The sequence below is a fragment of the Alkalicoccobacillus porphyridii genome (assembly GCF_007293315.1).
GTDB lineage: Bacteria > Bacillota > Bacilli > Bacillales > Bacillaceae_D > Alkalicoccobacillus > Alkalicoccobacillus porphyridii.
Genome location: NZ_VLXZ01000012.1, coordinates 1 through 17986, shown reverse-complemented (window position 1 = coordinate 17986; position 17986 = coordinate 1). Strand labels below are relative to the sequence as shown.

The 17986-nt window shown below is 39.5% G+C and carries 16 protein-coding genes; 10 read left to right on the top strand and 6 right to left on the bottom strand.

Annotated elements, in window-relative coordinates; genetic code table 11:
- Positions 1–152: 152 nt before the first annotated feature.
- Complete coding sequence (locus tag FN960_RS16510) at positions 153–1772, bottom strand: BCCT family transporter (protein ID WP_143849964.1); 1620 nt, start codon at positions 1770–1772, stop codon at positions 153–155.
- A 271-nt stretch (positions 1773–2043) separates the two neighbouring features.
- Here FN960_RS16510 and FN960_RS16505 point away from each other — a divergent pair, with 271 nt between their 5' ends.
- Positions 2044–2880, top strand: coding sequence for a polysaccharide deacetylase family protein (locus tag FN960_RS16505; protein WP_143849963.1), 837 nt, complete (start codon positions 2044–2046; stop codon positions 2878–2880).
- A gap of 130 nt (positions 2881–3010) precedes the next feature.
- Here FN960_RS16505 and FN960_RS16500 read toward each other — a convergent pair whose 3' ends face one another.
- Positions 3011–4492 (bottom strand): aminotransferase class I/II-fold pyridoxal phosphate-dependent enzyme, encoded by a 1482-nt coding sequence (locus tag FN960_RS16500; RefSeq protein ID WP_306461622.1) that lies wholly within the window; start codon positions 4490–4492, stop codon positions 3011–3013.
- 120 nt (positions 4493–4612) lie between these two features.
- Here FN960_RS16500 and FN960_RS16495 point away from each other — a divergent pair, with 120 nt between their 5' ends.
- Positions 4613–4879: a UPF0223 family protein gene (locus FN960_RS16495; RefSeq protein WP_143849962.1), complete on the top strand. Its 267-nt coding sequence runs from the start codon at positions 4613–4615 to the stop codon at positions 4877–4879.
- Positions 4880–5438: 559 nt separating this feature from the next.
- On the opposite strand, the gene FN960_RS16490 is transcribed toward FN960_RS16495, so the two are convergent.
- Positions 5439–6080 (bottom strand): YktB family protein, encoded by a 642-nt coding sequence (locus FN960_RS16490; RefSeq protein WP_143849961.1) that lies wholly within the window; start codon positions 6078–6080, stop codon positions 5439–5441.
- 192 nt (positions 6081–6272) lie between these two features.
- Between FN960_RS16490 and FN960_RS16485 the strand changes: the two genes are divergently transcribed.
- From FN960_RS16485 to FN960_RS16475, 3 genes are all read left to right on the top strand, one after another.
- Entirely contained in the window at positions 6273–6461 is a 189-nt protein-coding gene (locus FN960_RS16485) for a YkzI domain-containing protein (protein WP_143849960.1), read from the top strand.
- 161 nt (positions 6462–6622) lie between these two features.
- Positions 6623–7420, top strand: a complete 798-nt coding sequence (locus tag FN960_RS16480; RefSeq protein ID WP_143849959.1) for an inositol monophosphatase family protein — start codon at positions 6623–6625, stop codon at positions 7418–7420.
- Complete coding sequence (locus tag FN960_RS16475; protein ID WP_143849958.1) at positions 7420–8319, top strand: NAD(P)-dependent oxidoreductase; 900 nt, start codon at positions 7420–7422, stop codon at positions 8317–8319. The genes FN960_RS16480 and FN960_RS16475 overlap by 1 nt, the downstream gene beginning before the upstream one ends.
- A 58-nt stretch (positions 8320–8377) precedes the next feature.
- Here FN960_RS16475 and FN960_RS16470 read toward each other — a convergent pair whose 3' ends face one another.
- Positions 8378–8572 (bottom strand): YlaF family protein, encoded by a 195-nt coding sequence (locus FN960_RS16470; RefSeq protein WP_143849957.1) that lies wholly within the window; start codon positions 8570–8572, stop codon positions 8378–8380.
- Between the two features lie 273 nt (positions 8573–8845).
- Between FN960_RS16470 and typA the strand changes: the two genes are divergently transcribed.
- Together typA and FN960_RS16460 are read left to right on the top strand one after the other, a co-directional pair.
- Complete coding sequence (gene typA, locus FN960_RS16465) at positions 8846–10684, top strand: translational GTPase TypA (protein ID WP_143849956.1); 1839 nt, start codon at positions 8846–8848, stop codon at positions 10682–10684.
- A gap of 18 nt (positions 10685–10702) precedes the next feature.
- The gene (locus FN960_RS16460) at positions 10703–11041 is read left to right on the top strand and encodes a YlaH-like family protein (protein WP_143849955.1); all 339 of its coding nucleotides are present in this window, start codon (positions 10703–10705) and stop codon (positions 11039–11041) included.
- A gap of 80 nt (positions 11042–11121) precedes the next feature.
- On the opposite strand, the gene FN960_RS16455 is transcribed toward FN960_RS16460, so the two are convergent.
- Positions 11122–11280, bottom strand: coding sequence for a YlaI family protein (locus FN960_RS16455; RefSeq protein WP_143849954.1), 159 nt, complete (start codon positions 11278–11280; stop codon positions 11122–11124).
- A 335-nt stretch (positions 11281–11615) separates the two neighbouring features.
- Here FN960_RS16455 and FN960_RS16450 point away from each other — a divergent pair, with 335 nt between their 5' ends.
- Positions 11616–12950, top strand: coding sequence for a PhoH family protein (locus FN960_RS16450; protein ID WP_143849953.1), 1335 nt, complete (start codon positions 11616–11618; stop codon positions 12948–12950).
- Here the strand turns inward: FN960_RS16450 and FN960_RS16445 are convergent, their stop codons facing one another.
- Positions 12951–13472 carry a peptidyl-prolyl cis-trans isomerase gene (locus FN960_RS16445; protein ID WP_143849952.1) on the bottom strand — a complete coding sequence of 174 codons (522 nt, stop codon included), beginning with the start codon at positions 13470–13472 and terminating at the stop codon, positions 12951–12953. It abuts the gene before it with no gap.
- A gap of 195 nt (positions 13473–13667) precedes the next feature.
- On the opposite strand from FN960_RS16445, the gene FN960_RS16440 reads away from it, so the two are divergent.
- Together FN960_RS16440 and pyc are read left to right on the top strand one after the other, a co-directional pair.
- Entirely contained in the window at positions 13668–13949 is a 282-nt protein-coding gene (locus FN960_RS16440; protein WP_143849951.1) for an Fpa/YlaN family protein, read from the top strand.
- 185 nt (positions 13950–14134) lie between these two features.
- Positions 14135–17581, top strand: a complete 3447-nt coding sequence (gene pyc / locus FN960_RS16435) for a pyruvate carboxylase (protein WP_143849950.1) — start codon at positions 14135–14137, stop codon at positions 17579–17581.
- The last annotated feature ends 405 nt before the right edge of the window (positions 17582–17986 follow it).

Below are 17986 nucleotides of genomic sequence, written 5' to 3'. Positions count from 1 at the left end.
TCTCTCACATCCTATCCAAACGCATTTTAGTCAATATTTAAAGTTTAACATGTTTTCTTACTATAAGCGTTTAGGTAACATAATTGTAATGAAATAGAAATAGTGAGTAAAAAGAAAGCTGGATCTATTTACTAGATTCCAGCTTTCTTTATTTATTTTTTATTTTTCAAACTATCAATTTTAGCTTTTCTAAATTTTTCTTTCTCTTCTTTTAGTCGTTGTTGCTCGCTTTTTAAACGGGATCTTTCCTGACGAAGTCTCTCTTTATCTTGCGCAAGTAAAGGTTTTTCGCTATTTAGTGACTTCATCAGTGCCACTACCATCATAATCATAATAAAAGTGAATGGAAAGGCTCCAATAATAGCTGTGGTTTGCAGGGCTTCTAATCCTTGCTCTGAAGTAAGCAGGACAGCTGCTGTCCCTGAGATCAAAACTCCCCAAACAAGCTTCACAGGACTAGGAGGATTCAGCATGCCTCCAGTTGTTTGCATTCCCAACACGACGGTTGCAGAATCGGCTGATGTTACAAAGAACGAAGCGATTAGAATGAGAGCTATTATAGAGACCAGCATACTTAATGGAAATGATTCAAGCAATGCAAAGAGTGCAACCTCTTCTCCGCCATTATTAGCCATTGCCTCACTAATACCAACACCCATTCTTTCAAGTTCAATACTTGCTCCACCAAAAACACTAAACCAAAGGGCTCCAAATAAAGCAGGCACAGCGATAACACCAAGGACAAATTCTCTAATGGTGCGTCCTCTTGAAACTCGTGCTATAAAGGCACCAACAAATGGTGACCATGAGATCCACCAAGCCCAGTAGAATAGAGTCCAGTCTTGGATCCATGTATTTTCTTCATTATAGATATCTAATGAGAAGCTCATTCCAATGAAATTTTGCAAATAGTTCCCGACTCCCTGTGTAAATACACCCATCATGTAGGCTGTGGAGCCAGCGAAAAGAATAAAAAGCATCAGGATAATTGCTAAGTATACATTCATATTACTAAGATATCTAATCCCTCGATCAATGCCGGAAACAGCTGATATGCTAAACAGTACGGTTACAACAATAATAACAATAAATTGTAATAGGGTTTGATTCATATTTGCTATAGCGGGGAATAAATAACCCATTCCACCTGCAATTTGTGCTGCTCCAAAGCCTAATGAAGTAGCAACACCAAATACAGTCGCAATAACAACAAATACATTAATTGTCGTGCCCCAACCACCTTCAACACGATTTCCAATTAACGGTCTAAAGATTGAGCTGAACATAGCAGGCTCGTCTTTTCTAAATTGAAAATAAGCTAAACATAAGGCAACAACAGAATAGATGGCCCAAGGATGGATTCCCCAGTGGAACATAGAGTGTTGAATAGCGTCTGCTGCCGCTTGGTTTGTTCCAGGCTCTGCTCTAAATGGCTCATTGAAGTGTGAGATTGGTTCAGCCACACCCCAAAAGACAAGCCCAATTCCCATCCCAGCGGTAAATAAGAAAGCGAACCAGGTAAGAAAATTATATTGCGGTTTTTCATCAGGCTTCCCTAATCGAATTCTGCCAAAAGGACTAAATATTAAATAGATTGAAAATCCAACAAAAAACGTGGCTGCTAGCAAGTAAAACCAACCCATCTGATTAGTAATAAATCCTTGTATAGATGTAGTTGTTGAATCAAGATTTTCCGGAAGCAAGACGCCCCATAAGATGAATGCGATGGATATTATAATGGATATTATGAATACAGATGTCGTTTTCTTCAAATTTGTTTCTCCCCTTTAAAAGATGTGCAACGTTCCTTACGCTATCATAATTAGCTAATAATCACAAATCGTGCATGAAATACTGGAACAGAATAATGTATACCTTTAAATCGACAAATCTAAACACATTTAATTTAAGTGGATACAGCTTAAGATTCTCAATTCTATAAGAATTATGAGAAAAAACAAAAGATGGTGAGAACACGTGTCGTATTTAGGTATTTTTTGCTAAAATCAGGATCAGTTAGTAAGTCAATTAGGAGGAGATATAATGAAAAACTGGCCACTGTTAGGATCAGTTACTGTCTTGCTGGTTGCAGGATGTCAATCTACGGTATCAAATCAACAATCGACAGAAACTGTTCCAGAGCCAGAATTAGAAGATAATGATCCAATAGAAGATGAAGAATTAAATGATCAGTCAGAAGAAGAGGGAACGTCTGGACCTGAAGAAGTAATAGATGAAGAATCGGAAGAGCCTGAGTATATGTACGAAATAAATGATGTATTGTGGACCGTAGAACCGCTGGAGGATGTAGAGTCTAACGTTGTACTGGCGACTTTTGATGATGCGCCAGATACCTACTCGCTAGAAATAGCAGAGACATTAAAAGAACATGATGTATCAGCTATCTTTTTTGTAAATGGTCATTTCTTAGAGACGGAGGAAGAGAAGGAATTATTAAGAGAAATACATAGCATGGGGTTTGAGATAGGAAACCATACGATGACTCATCAGGACTTAAAGTTATTGTCTGAAGAAGAACAGAGAGAAGAAATTGTTGAAGTAAACAACCTAGTTGAAGAGATAACCGGAGAACGGCCTCGTTTTTTCAGAGCTCCGTTTGGTTCGAATACAGATTATTCAAGGGAGCTAGTAGCAGAAGAAGAGATGACGCTTATGAACTGGACTTACGGATATGATTGGGAGAGCGAATATCAAAATGCAGCAAGCTTGGCAGATATAATGGTTACAAGTGAGTTTTTGCAAGATGGGGCTAACTTATTAATGCATGATCGACAATGGACAAACGAGGCACTTACTGACATTATAAATGGTATTCGTGCGGAGGACTATGAATTTGTTGATCCAGCTTTGATTAAATAGAACCATCCTCAATCTAGGGTCCTATGTAGTTGAATACTCCTTAAACTAAGAAAGAGCAGACAAAGTGTGTAAGACCTGCACATTGTCCGGCTCTTTTTATTGTTAAAGCAGTCTCTTTGAGTTAAGCATATTAACGAATGGCTTGCTGTTCCTTGATTACCAGCAATGTTTGAAGAGATTCATCCTCTGGCCCTTGCACTGGTAAGCCTGCTTCTAAGTTCTTTTGCACATATGATAGATTCTCTTCGGTAATAATTTCACCTGGAAGGAGAATGGGAATTCCAGGTGGGTAAACCATAATAAATTCAGCGATAATTCGTCCTGCTGATTGATGAAATGGAATACTCTCTACATCTGCATAAAAGGCGTCTCTAGGTGAGAGGGCAAGAGTTGGGACATCAGGCACATATATATCCAATGACTTTTGAGTGCCTTTAGACTGCAGATGCTGTTGATCTGCCAGCTCCTGCAAAGCTTGAATCAGAACATCAACTTTTTCTTTAGTATCTCCAAACGAAACAATACAAAGAATATTATATAGATCTGAAAGCTCTACCTCAATTCTGTAATGTTCTCTTAGCCAAACCTCAGCATCATGCCCAGTGATACCAAGTTCTTTTAATGAAATAATTAGCTTTGTAGGATCATAAGCAAAGGCAGATTCAGAACGTAGGATCGAATCGCCGAGGCACGTTAACCCTTTTATTTCATTAATTTGAGCACGAGTGTATTGAGCTAAAGAAATGGCTTCAGTTAATAATGCTTCTCCATTTATCGCAAGCTGCTTACGCGCTGTATCTAATGAAGATAAAAGCAGGTAAGAGGTAGAGGTCGTTGTTAGCATGCTGATTATAGATTGTACACGTTTTGCTGAAACAAGACCTTCCCTTACATTTAATACGGAGCTTTGAGTAAGTGATCCTCCTAGCTTGTGCACACTTGTTGCCGCCATGTCAGCTCCCGCCTGCATAGCTGAGAGGGGAAGATCATCGTGAAATTGAATGTGTACACCATGTGCTTCATCCACCAATACTGGAATGGCGTATGAATGTGAAAGCTTAACGATTTGCTCTAAATCGCCAGCCACCCCAAAGTATGTTGGGTTAATAACAAGCAAACCTTTGGCATCAGGATGAGCCTCTAACGCTTTTTCAACGGAAGACACAGTCACACCATGAGAAATCCCATGTTCTTCATCAATTTCAGGATGAATAAAAATTGGCAATGCTCCAGAGAAGATAATAGCTGACATAATGGACTTATGTACATTGCGTGGGATGATTAACTTTTCACCCGGTCTGCAAACAGACATAATCATCGTCATGATAGCACCACTTGTCCCTTGAACTGAAAAAAAGGTATAATCTGCTCCAAAGGCTTCCGCTGCGAGTTCCTGAGCTTCTTTAATAATTCCGGATGGATGATGCAGATCGTCTAGCGGTTCAATATTTATCATATCTATGGATAAAGCGTTTTGACCGATAAATTCCCGGAAATTAGGTTCCGTACCGAGTCCTTGTTTATGACCTGGAATATGGAATTGAACGGGTTGTTTCTGGATATGTTGAACGAGCCCAGTAAACAATGGTGTTAGATGTTGTGATTTAGGCAAAAGGCACACCTCTTTATTAGTATGAAGTAATAGACCAGTTTGGTCTTGGTGAAGTGAAAACAAGGTTGAGTATATCAAATCAAACAGCCTTTGTAACTAGGAACATGAGGGAAGGAGTAAATTAATATGAACATGCCCATATCATTGGATTGGTCAACAGAGGAAGTAGTCGATGTCATTCACTTTTTTCAAGGAGTGGAGGATGCTTATCAAGGTGGTATTAAAAGAGAGGATTTGATGAATCGATACCGTCGATTTAAAGAGATCGTCCCATCTAAAAGTGAAGAGAAGCAAGTGTGTAAAGAGTTTGATGAACAAGCAGGAGTCTCCTGTTATCAGGCTGTTAAAAAGGCAAAAGCAGGCGAGACAGAACGAATAAAGATATAGAATGATACCTAGTAGGTTAGGGATACCACGCCAGGCTAAGAGCTACTAACTAATAGAAGGACGAGGATAGAACTATAACTATTAAAAATGAACGAGGGTGGAGGTCTCTCCCGAAAATGAGGGCACGCTTAACGCGGGAAGGTAATGAGCTAACCCGACTTCATCGATTTAGCTCAATGAATAGAGGTCACTGAAAAAAGATCTTTACATGACTTTTTCGGTGGCATCCTTTTTATCCCGCACGTGTCGGCCCTCCATTTTCGACCATTTGATAAGTGGCAGCCATTAAGGGTATGAGAAATTACTCACGTAGAGTCTAGCTAACTTTCCTACATAAGAAGTTATTTTTATCTTAATAAAGATTTTGGCAAGAGCAAGAAATATTAATCGATTTCTAAAGGGCAATACAAGGAAGACCGACATTCTAATTTAATGTCGGTCTTCCTTGCTCGTAGATAGCGGACAATTATACTGTCACGACATTGTTCATCTTTTTATCAGTGAGTCCTAACCACGTCATTCACCTAAAGCAGTCTAGTCCTGTGTCGACCTTTTTTTCTCATTGAGTGACGGCGTGTGCTTGTTGAGCTGTTCTATATAATGGTAGTAGAGTTTGATAGGTTTTCTCGATTTTCTTAATAAGCTCGGTTCCGTTACCGAGAATTGGGTCATTGCGATCAATCGTAATACCGCATAATAATTCTGCTTTTTTTACATCACGTAATCGGACAAACATGGATTCCAGATCTGTATCTGAAAAATCAGCGTGCTTCGTTGTCTCCGGCTTCATATGATCTAAAGACCATTCGAAGTCTTTTGGAATCAGCTTGTTCCATTTGGCGACATCTTCTAACAATTGATTTGCGAGCTGTGGTTTTACCTGAGCCTCATAAATCACAGCAAACCAGACAAAAAGATGGGATTCATATAATCCAACCTGAAAGTGTGGCATCATTTTATAGCCGCGCTTATTTGTGGCGAACGCTACCCATGTATCATTAGGTGGGTTTACCTTTCTTCTAGCATGCTGAGCGATATGTGTATAAAATTCTTCACCACATTGTACACTCAGGCTAGGAATGACTTCATCAGCTATGGCTTGAAATTTCGGTTGAATTCGAGTTTGAATCGCCTTCATACGCGGTTCTAAGCCCTCTATTTGAAATACATCAAAATCTTCACCATTAAATCCGTTAAACATTTGAACTTTTCACTCCTTCAAACTATGACACGTTTCTCCTATCGTACCATAGCAATCGCATAATGACGAATGGTGTGACTGTCATGTTTAAAGGAATTGATGATTGCATTTTTTTAATAATATAGTATAATTGCTATATAAATCAGAATTTTTAATTATTTTGATTTGAGTGTGCTGAAAGGAGTGAGAGAGATGGAGAAAGTGATCCATCCAGTTCAACAGAAAGATGAGATGACACGTCTTCCCGTACTAAGATTAGAGTTGGATTACGAGTTAATGACTCTTCATGATGCCATGGTTAATCAGGACACTTCAGCTATAAAAAGGAGTAAGCTATGTTTGGCTCGGCTAAGAGAAGAGTGGATACAACTCACTCAATAAAAGTTAAGTAAAATTTAATAATGAAAGCGCAACCAATTAAAGGGTGCGCTTTTTTGCTCTTATCTAAAAGGCGTTTGGTGTTCATCTAAAACGTTTTATGGCATAATGAGGGTGTTATTAGAATAAATGCTCAATTGACCTTACCTTAGGGGGACTACATAATGGCTGATTGGAATGAACTTGGTAAAGAAGCTCGTGATTGGACCTATGAAGCAGCGGATCTCATTAAACAAGCTTTAGCGAATCCTTTTAAGGTGGAAGCCAAATCAGGACCGGATGATTTAGTGACTGAAGTAGACAAGAGTACAGAGGCTTTTTTCTATCAGAAAATTAAAGAAAATTATCCAGATCACCATTTTCTTGGAGAAGAGGGAACAGCAGAAAAAATAAGTAGTATGGACGGCATTGTATGGATTATTGATCCAATTGATGGAACGATGAATTTTGTCCACCAAAAAATAAAGTTCGCTATTTCAATTGGTATTTTTGAAGATGGAGTAGGAAAAGTAGGTATTGTTTATGATGTAATGGCCGATGAGATGTTTTTTGCCATACAAGGAGAGGGAGCCTTCGTTAATGAAGTTGAACTGATTCCTGGTAAAGACAGACCCCTTAATGAGTCTATCATTGGATTAAATGCTCGCTGGCTGACAGAAACACATCATTCTCACGCGAATCCATTGTTAGCACTTGTGAGGGATTCAAGAAGTGTTCGTTCCTATGGCTCTGCGGCAATAGAAATGGCGTATGTGGCAGCAGATAGATTAGATGCCTATGTCAGTGTCAATTTATCTCCATGGGATTATGCAGGGGCATCTGTTCTTTTAGAGGAAATGGGATATCGAATTTCTTCATTCGCTGGCAAAAAGCTTTCATTACTCGAAGGAGGAACGGTTATTGCAGCTAAGCCTTCGTTGCAAAGGGAAATGATCTCAGCTTATGTAGGGGAGGAGAACTAATGAATAAGGTAGGATTTGTTGGACTGGGCACAATGGGGTTGCCAATGGCAAAGCATCTCATTGATGCCGGATATGAAACCTATGTTGCCAGCAGAAGTAGAGGACCAATTGATCAAGCAGTTGAGCACGGCGCAAAGGAAGCATCAACATTAAAAGAATTGATGCAAATCTGTGACATCGTTATGACATGCTTGCCTTTGCCAGAAACAATTGAGCAGGTGTATGAAGGGGAAGAGGGTCTGATTGCCGGGGCGACAGCAGGTAAGATGATTGTTGATCACTCCACAGTAGATCGCCAAACAAATGAAAGGGTCCACAAGCTTTTACTGGAAAAGGGAGCGTATTTCTTAGATGCACCTGTAAGTGGAGGGCCAATGGGGGCGAATGCAGGGACGTTAACCATCATGTGTGGCGGGGAGGAAGAACCTTTTTTACTTGCTGAGCCTGTAATGAAATCTTATGGTTCATATATTGTAAACGTTGGGCCAGTTGGAAGCGGAACGGTCATTAAATTACTAAATAATATGTTAATTGGAGTGCACCAAGCAGCACTTGCTGAATGCTATGTCATGGCAGAGAAGGCAGGCGTTGACCCTGCGATTGCTTATGATCTGATTCAGAAAAGCGCAGGATTCTCAAAAAGTATGGACTGGGCGGTGGACGCCATCCTAGACCGAGAATTTGATGCAAGATTTTCAATTAATTTGCTTCATAAAGATATTGGTTTGGCGTTAGCTCTAGCGGACGAGGTGAACATGCCACTTGATATGGTTCGGCTTGGCGCAGAGAAGGTAGAAGAAGCGAAACAAAAATATGGTCATCAGGATGTAAGTGCTATTGTTCGACCACTAGAAGAGAAAACGGGAATTGAATTAAAAAGGCATCGTCATGATTCCTAAATAAAATATAGGCCAAGGACAGTACACTCTGTCCTTGGCCTATATTTATACAACTTATTTAATTAGCTTCAGATTGATTTTGTTCACGAATTCTTTTTTTTAGTGAGAAGCCAAGTCCCATGGCTAAAATAACACCAACAACGGCTAATAAACCAATAAAAATGCTTCTTTCAGCAATAGCAATACCGACGCTCATAATACACATAACAGTAATAAAAGCTAATAGTAAAAATAGTAAGTTCTCTTTTTTCAAGGTTAAATCCTCCCCTTAACACACGTACGTCCTACAAATAGTGTAACGCCATTTTCTAAAAAGAAAAAGCTATCATTGTGACAATACGTCAAACAATTTCAATCAAAAAATAAAAATGAACTAAAACATTTGTCAATTTACGTAAAGGTTTTGTTTATTCTCTAGATAACTATGTTATACTTATACAGTTGTGAATAGGAAGTAAAGGTCGTTAGAGATTGATTAAATAAAAAAAGCGAGTGCTTTTGCATGAATCTAAGGAGAGAAACAAAAATGGAAAGACGTTCAGATATACGTAATATTGCAATTATTGCCCACGTTGATCACGGAAAAACGACGTTGGTTGATGAATTACTGAAACAATCAGGTACATTCCGTGAAAATGAACAAGTTGCAGAGCGTGCAATGGATTCTAATGCGATTGAGAAAGAGCGTGGAATTACCATTCTTGCAAAGAACACAGCTATTAATTTTGGTGATACCCGTATTAATATTATGGATACACCAGGACACGCCGATTTTGGTGGAGAAGTAGAGCGGATTATGAAAATGGTTGATGGTGTTCTACTTGTTGTAGATGCGTACGAAGGCTGTATGCCACAAACGCGTTTTGTTCTTAAAAAGGCTCTTGAGCAGAAACTGACGCCAATTGTTGTTGTAAATAAAATTGACCGTGACTTCGCTCGCCCGACAGAGGTCGTTGATGAAGTAGTTGATTTGTTTATTGATTTAGGTGCAGATGAGGATCAGCTGGACTTTCCAGTTGTTTACGCTTCAGCTATTAATGGAACATCAAGCTTAAATCCTGAAAAGCAAGACGATAACATGACTTGCTTACTTAATAAAATCATTGAGGCAATTCCAGCACCGTTTGATAACAGCAATGAACCATTACAGTTCCAAGTTACAATGCTTGATTACAATGATTACCTTGGTCGTATTGGTATCGGACGCGTTTTCCGCGGAACCATTAAAGTTGGTCAACAGGTTGCATTAATGAAGCTTGATGGTTCTGTTAAACAATTCCGTGTAACTAAAATGTTTGGATTCCTCGGACTGAAGCGTGTTGAGATTAATGAAGCGAAAGCCGGAGATCTTATCGCGGTTTCAGGAATGGAAGAGATTAACGTAGGAGAGACTGTTTGCCCAGTGGATCATCAAGAAGCACTTCCAATTCTGCGTATTGATGAACCGACTCTTCAGATGACGTTCCTTGTTAATAATAGTCCATTTGCAGGTCGTGAAGGGAAATTCATTACAAGCCGCAAATTGGAAGAACGTTTGAAGTCTGAACTTGAAACAGATGTAAGCTTACGAGTTGAAAACACTGATTCACCAGAAGTTTGGATTGTGTCTGGACGTGGAGAACTTCACCTTTCAATCTTAATTGAAAATATGCGTCGTGAAGGCTATGAACTTCAAGTATCTAAGCCAGAAGTTATTATTCGTGAAATTGATGGAAAAGCTCATGAGCCCGTTGAACGTGTTCAAATTGATGTACCGGAAGAGTATACTGGAACTGTGATGGAGTCTCTTGGTGAGCGTAAGGGTGAAATGGTTAATATGGTAAACAACGGAGGCGGACAGGTTCGTCTTGAGTTTATGGTGCCAGCTCGTGGATTGATTGGGTATTCTACTGAATTCTTAACTCAAACTCGTGGGTATGGAATTATTAATCACTCATTTGATAGCTACAAGCCAGTATTTGGTGGTCAGGTTGGCGGACGCCGTCAAGGAGTTCTTGTTTCAATCGAATCAGGAAAAACAAGCCAATACGGTATTATGCAGGTTGAAGACCGTGGAACGATTTTTGTTGAGCCGGGTACTGAAATTTATGAAGGTATGATTGTTGGAGAGCATACACGTGATAATGATTTAACGGTTAATATCACAAAGATGAAGCAACAGACAAACGTTCGTTCAGCGACTAAAGATCAAACGGTGACGATGAAGCGCCCACGTATTTTAACTCTTGAAGAATCAATTGAGTACTTGAATGAGGATGAATATTGCGAGCTTACGCCAGAGTCCATTCGACTACGTAAAAAAATCCTTAACAAAAACGAGCGTGAGAGAGCAGAGAAACGCAAAAAGATCGGAAGCAAATCCTAAGTAAAGGCGGGAGCGTATATGAATAACGATGTCAGCCAAGCTGATTTGGGTCAATATTCTTGGCTTATGCAGCAAACAGCAGAATATCCTTGGCTGGGATTCTGGACATGTATCATAACCGTAATACTTGGAGTGATTGTTTTTAAGCTTGGTTTTGCTCAAAAATTGCCATTGTTAAAATCAATCATTATCTACACAATGCTTGTGATTGGTTGCTTCTTTCTGTGGACGATGGAATTTGCCTTTGGAGCACCAATCATGGCGGTGCTAGCTATATCTGCCTTATTTTTAGGTGGGTATCGCTACCGCCTTCATCTGCACAGAAAGCAGGAAAGCCAAGAACAAACAAATAGTTAAACAAAAACTGGCCCGAATGATTAATTAACATAATCATTCGGGCCTTCTGTGTTTGTTTTACATAGAATATATTAAGTAAATCAACCTTCCTGCCTACGAGCGAGGGTTTTTTTAGTGATGCGTTCTTCGCAGTCTTTACACATATACGTATGAAGAGGTCTGTTTCTCAGTTTTTTAGCTAGTGGTTGGATATCATCAAGATTACCTATTTTATCACATAGAACACATTTTACTCTCATTTTCCACACTCCTTATGCTACTCATAGTGTAATCCTATAAGAAAGAAAAATAAACACGTTTTATCTTATTTTGGCCATTTAAAAAAATTTGAACATCTAACAAGGCAATTTACAGAAAATTCATAGTTCGGCAAGAACTTTTTGATATCATGTAATAGAGTAGGGATTGGTTGCAGACAATATAAAATAAGTCAAATTATTTTACTACGCCGGGCATTAGGATAAGTAACTCGTCTAACAATCGGTTCCTACTCATACACATTAGTAGTGGTTGGCTTATGTTCCTAAAGCGGTAAAAGTCAAAGGACTCGTTGAAATCAGGTCAGGGGGCATACATGTTGAGAAAAATTTACGTGTTAGATACAAACGTTTTATTACAAGAGCCGCATGCAATCTTTGCTTTTCAAAAAAACGAAGTCGTCCTTCCTGCAGTTGTTTTAGAAGAGGTAGACTCCAAAAAGCGGAACATGGATGAGATAGGGCGTAATGCCCGCCATTTCTCAAAACTTATAGATCAGCTCCGGGCAAAAGGGAAATTGCATGAAGGTGTGCCGCTTGATTCGGGCGGTTCTCTGCGAGTGGAATTAAATCATCGTTCATTTCAACATTTTAAAGAATCCTTTGCAGAAATGACAAACGATAATCGAATTATTGCAGTGGCTCTTAATTTATCAATAGAGGAAAAAGAAAAAAGTAACGGAGCCAAAGTCATCTTAGTGAGTAAGGACGCGCTCGTACGAGTGAAAGCCGATGCATTTGGCTTAGAGGTTGAAGATTTTCTTAGTGATCGAGTGGTAGAGTTTGATGAAGGGTATGATGGCTTTGTTGAAGTATTTGTAGACAATGAAATCATCAAAAAATTTTACAAAGAAGGCGGAATTAATCGTGGGGATCTTACGATTCAAGCGACTTTATATCCGCATCAATTTGTCATATTAAAGGATGCATTGGGGAGCTCTAGTTCTGCTTTAGGAAAAATAGAACCAAATGGTTATGATATACGTCCATTTGTTAGTGATTTAGATCAAGTATGGGGAATACGCTCTAGAAATGTGCAACAACGGATGGTGTTTGAATTATTACTAAGGCAAGATATTCCCTTAGTAACGATGATTGGAAAAGCGGGAACAGGAAAAACCCTGCTTTCATTAGCGGCTGGCCTTATGCAAACAGAGGATCTTCACATCTATAACAAGTTACTTGTGGCACGACCAGTTGTACCACTAGGCAAAGACATTGGTTATTTGCCAGGTGAGAAGGATGAGAAGTTAAGACCGTGGATGCAGCCAATCTACGATAATCTTGAGTATCTTTTTAATACAAAAAAACCAGGTGAACTTGACCAAATTTTAGCTGGGATGGGATCCATTCAAGTCGAGGCATTAACATATATTAGAGGGAGAAGTATACCCGAACAATATATTATTATAGACGAGGCACAGAATTTAACAAAACACGAGGTGAAAACGATCCTCACACGTGTTGGAGAAAAAAGTAAGATTGTGTTAATGGGGGACCCGCAGCAAATTGATCACCCCTATCTTGATGAATACACAAATGGATTAACCTATGTTGTAGAGAAGTTCAAAAACCAAGCAGTCCACGGCCATGTTAAGTTGGTTAAAGGTGAGAGATCCGGGTTAGCTCAACTTGCTGCGGATTTATTATAATTACGCTTTGGGCGCTTTGATAACTAATCGAGTCACGTGTGTAATCGGCTCCTGTTCATTTGAACCATCACCAAAATAAATGTGGACAGGGCCGGTTTCTTTTAATGGCTGTCCATCTTTTGAGAACCCAGCAATGAGAGCGTAGCCCTCCTCTAGGTTACAAGAATACGATTGGCCATGATTTGTTTCAATCATTAAAGTGGCATGATCGCTGATTGGATCAGCATTTTTTAAAAATGATTTTAAAGGCATACCAAAGGTTCCGTTTATTAATTTTTGTTTGTTAAAACGAATAATGTTTCCATTTTGATTTGGATTTGGTGGGGCAGAGCCTTCTAATCGTTCTTTATCCCACTGCGCAGATATAGACTTTTGATATTTTGTCATTTCATCGTCCATGGTTTCAAGCTCATCAAAATAAGTGGTAAGGTCAATTTTTCGCTCATCAAAGATCCACACCGTTGGATCAATCGTAAGGGAGCGGTTAACATCACCTTCAATAAAAAATACAAACTCGTTCATAGTGATTCCTCCTAAATTACGTATCACTTTATTATAAAACGATTTTAGTGATCTTGTCAGTCTGATGGGCTTATCTAAAAAAATTCAAAGAAAATTCAAAACGCCTAAATCAGATTCACTAAAAAGATTGCAATTTAAGGCTTTAACAGATACTATGAAAGTAGAGAAGATTCAACACGGTAAGGAGGGGACACTATGTCGATTAAGGTGATGACCAGCCAGGCTGAGAAAGCGTACGCACTGCTTCAGTCTGATGCAGAGAAGATTCGCAAGCTTATTGAAGTTCAGTTGGAGAATCTAACGATGCCTCAATGCCCCCTCTACGAAGAAGTACTAGATACTCGTATGTTTGGGCTGTCTCGAGAAATTGATTTTGCTGTTCGACTTGGGTTAGTTGAAGAAGAACAAGGAAAGCAAATCCTTAGTGAGTTAGAGCGCAGATTGGCTGATTTGCATGACTTAACGGTAAAGAGCTAATAGATCAAAAAAGACTATGAATATCCATAGTCTTTTTTTATTTAGTGTGGGTTTGGTGATATCTTGGTAAAAAGACAGAACATTTCAATTGCTTTTGTTTTCTATTACTTCTATACTAATCTACAAGCTTTATTTTGTAGAAAAATATACATAAGCTGATTTGAGAGTGGAAAGAGGAGGACAAAATGAACGGATTACAAACAATCAAAAAAGTACTAGTAGCAAATCGAGGAGAAATAGCTATCCGTATTTTTCGGGCCTGCTCAGAATTAAACATTCGAACGGTGGCTATTTATTCGAAAGAAGATTTAGGGGCTTATCATAGATATAAAGCCGATGAAGCCTATCTGATTGGTGAAGGTAAGAAACCAATTGAAGCTTATTTAGATATCGAGGGAATCATTGAGACGGCTAAATTAAATGGAGTTGACGCGATTCACCCAGGCTATGGCTTTTTGTCTGAGAATCTTCAATTTGCCAAACGCTGTCAAGAAGAAGGTATTATCTTTGTAGGGCCAGAATTAGAGCATTTACGAATGTTCGGTGATAAGGTGCAGGCAAAAGAACAAGCGCTAAAAGCAAAGCTTCCAGTCATCCCTGGAAGTGATGGTCCTGTAGGTGGCATAGAAGAAGTAGAGGCATTCGCTAACGAGAATGGATATCCATTTATTATTAAAGCATCACTTGGCGGAGGCGGAAGAGGCATGCGCATCGTTCGCGAAGCCAAGGACCTAAAAGAATCCTACGATCGTGCCAAGTCTGAAGCTAAATCAGCCTTCGGAAACGACGAAGTATATGTAGAGAAATTTGTTGAGAATCCAAAGCATATCGAGGTTCAAATTTTGGCGGACAAGCACGGAAACATTGTTCATCTATATGATCGTGATTGTTCGGTACAGCGTCGTCACCAAAAGGTTGTAGAAGTAGCACCAAGCGTTTCCTTAGGTGAGGGTGTACGTGAGAAAATTTGTGCTGCAGCAGTACAATTAGCTGAGGCGATAGGTTATGTGAATGCTGGGACAGTAGAATTTCTTGCAACAGAAGATGGTGAGTTTTACTTTATTGAGGTAAATCCACGAGTTCAGGTTGAACACACCATTACTGAAATGGTAACGGGTATTGATATTGTGCAATCACAGCTTCTTATTGCAAGTGGGGAGGAGCTCCACGGAAATAAAATAGGCATCCCTGCACAGGACCAGATTCAGTGTAACGGATTTGCTATCCAGTCAAGGGTTACAACAGAAGATCCAGCGAATGGGTTTTTACCGGATACGGGCAGAATTAATGCCTACAGGACAGGTGGTGGATTTGGTGTTCGTTTGGACGCCGGTAATGGTTTTCAAGGCTCAGTCATTTCACCACACTATGATTCACTCCTTGTAAAGGTATCTACATGGGCATTAACCTACGAAGGAGCAGCATCTAAAATGCTCCGTAATTTGCGAGAGTTCCGTATTCGTGGGATCAAAACAAACATTTCCTTTTTGGAGAATGTAGTACGACACCCATCATTCTTAAATGGGTCGTATAATACGTCCTTTATTGATACAACACCTGAATTATTTATTTTCCCTAAACGTAAAGACCGTGGGACAAAAATGCTGACCTTCCTAGGAGAAACTATTGTTAATGGGTACCCTGGAATTGAGAATATTCACAAACCAAAATTTGATGCCCCAGTGGTGCCAAAGGTTTCCTCCTTTGAGTCATTTCCGGATGGGACAAAACAAATTCTCGATGAGAGAGGCCCAGAGGGCTTAGCTAAGTGGGTGAAGGAACAAAAAGAAGTGTTACTCACTGATACAACGTTCCGTGATGCGCATCAATCTCTTTTAGCTACTCGAGTTCGTACACATGACCTGAAAAAAATCGCTGAACCAACAGCTAGACTTTTGCCAGGACTGTTCTCATATGAGATGTGGGGTGGAGCGACTTTTGATGTGGCTATGCGATTCTTACATGAGGATCCATGGGAGCGACTTTTAACACTAAGAAAACAAGCACCAAATGTTCTTTTCCAAATGCTGTTACGTGCATCTAATGCCGTGGGTTATACAAATTATCCTGATAATGCAGTAGACGAATTTGTTGCGAAGTCGGCATCTGCTGGCATTGATGTGTTTAGAATTTTCGATAGCTTGAACTGGGTAGAAGGCATGCGTCCAGCTATAGAATCTGTTCGTAAAACTGGAAAAATTGCTGAGGCAGCTATGTGTTACACGGGTGATATCACAGATTCATCCCGTACAAAGTATGACTTAAACTATTATCTTGAGCTGGCAAAAGAGCTGCAAGCATCTGGAGCTCATATTCTTGCAATTAAAGATATGGCAGGACTTCTAAAGCCAGAGGCTGCTTATACCTTGATTTCAGCTTTAAAAGAGACAATTGATATTCCGGTTCATTTACACACGCATGATACAAGTGGAAATGGAATCTTTATGTACGCAAAGGCAGTGGAAGCTGGCGTAGACATAGTAGATGTGGCCGTTAGTGCAATGGCGGGATTAACTTCTCAACCAAGTGCCAACACCCTTTATTATGCACTAGGGGGTACTGAGAGACAGCCAGATCTTAAGATTTCTGCTTTGGAGCAGCTTGATGAATTCTGGGAAGCTACTCGTAAATACTATCAAGGATTCGAAAGCGGAATGAATGCTCCACATACAGAGGTTTATCAGCATGAAATGCCTGGTGGACAGTATAGTAACCTTCAACAGCAGGCAAAAGCAGTAGATCTAGGTGATCGCTGGACCGAAGTTAAGAAAATGTACCGTACTGTCAATGATATGTTTGGAGATGTGGTGAAGGTTACACCCTCCTCAAAAGTAGTTGGCGATATGGCCTTATACATGGTACAGAATGACCTAACGAGAGAAGATGTTTATAACAAAGGTAAGAATATGGATTTCCCTGATTCTGTTATTGAATTTTTCCAAGGTCAATTAGGTCAACCTTATCAAGGGTTCCCGAAAGAATTGCAAGAAATCATCTTGAAATCAAGAAAACCAGTTGAAGGTAGACCAGGAGCACTACTTGAGCCAATCAATTTTGAAGAGGTAGAAAACAAATTGTTTAAAGAGCTGGGTCGTCAGGTAACCAGTCATGATATTCTTTCCTACGTTATGTATCCAAAGGTCTTTCTAGAGTTTGAACAATTCCGCGAAAACTTTGGAGATGTATCCGTATTAGATACACCAACCTTCTTTTACGGACTTAGACCTGGTGAAGAAATAGAGGTCGAGATTGAACAAGGAAAGACATTAATTGTAAAACTGATTTCCGTCTCTGCACCGCGTGATGATGCGAAACGGATTGTCTATTTTGAATTAAATGGACAACCGCGTGAGGTCTTGATTCAAGACCAATCCGTACAAACAAAAGTTATTACTCGTCCAAAGGTAGACAAAAATAACGAAAAACAAATCGGTGCTACCATGCCAGGTACAGTAATAAAAACACTTGTTTCCAAAGGCGATCAGGTGAAAAAAGGAGATCATCTTCTGATCACAGAAGCGATGAAAATGGAAACAACGGTTCAAGCTGCGTTTGATGGTGAGATTAAAGATGTCTTTGTTTCAGACAATGAACCAATTGCTACAGGTGATTTATTAATTGAATTTAATTAAATACAAAGAGGTGAAAAAACTCTTCTACTACAATCAGGGCCGAAAATGATGTCTGACACATCATTTTTCGGCTTTTTTTATATAAATGTATTTGTCGGCACAGGTGTCCTAGCAGCAGCAGGGCTCACAGTTTATCCGAATGCGTTTTCCGTGACTCGCTCCCAAAAATAGGGCATGCTTTCCGTGGCTAGGCAAGCATTAAACGAACCGGACAAGTCCGTTCATTTCAATTAGCCTGTTCAAAGAGGACACTGAAAAACTATTTTTATTAGAGCTGCGAGCGTTCTTCAATTGTTTATGTCAATACATTAGCGGAAGGAGAAAACGAAGACTCCCTCCAGAAAGGTTAATCTAACAATGGTTTGAGGCAGATATGACTAGAGAAAAATATATTTTTATAACGTG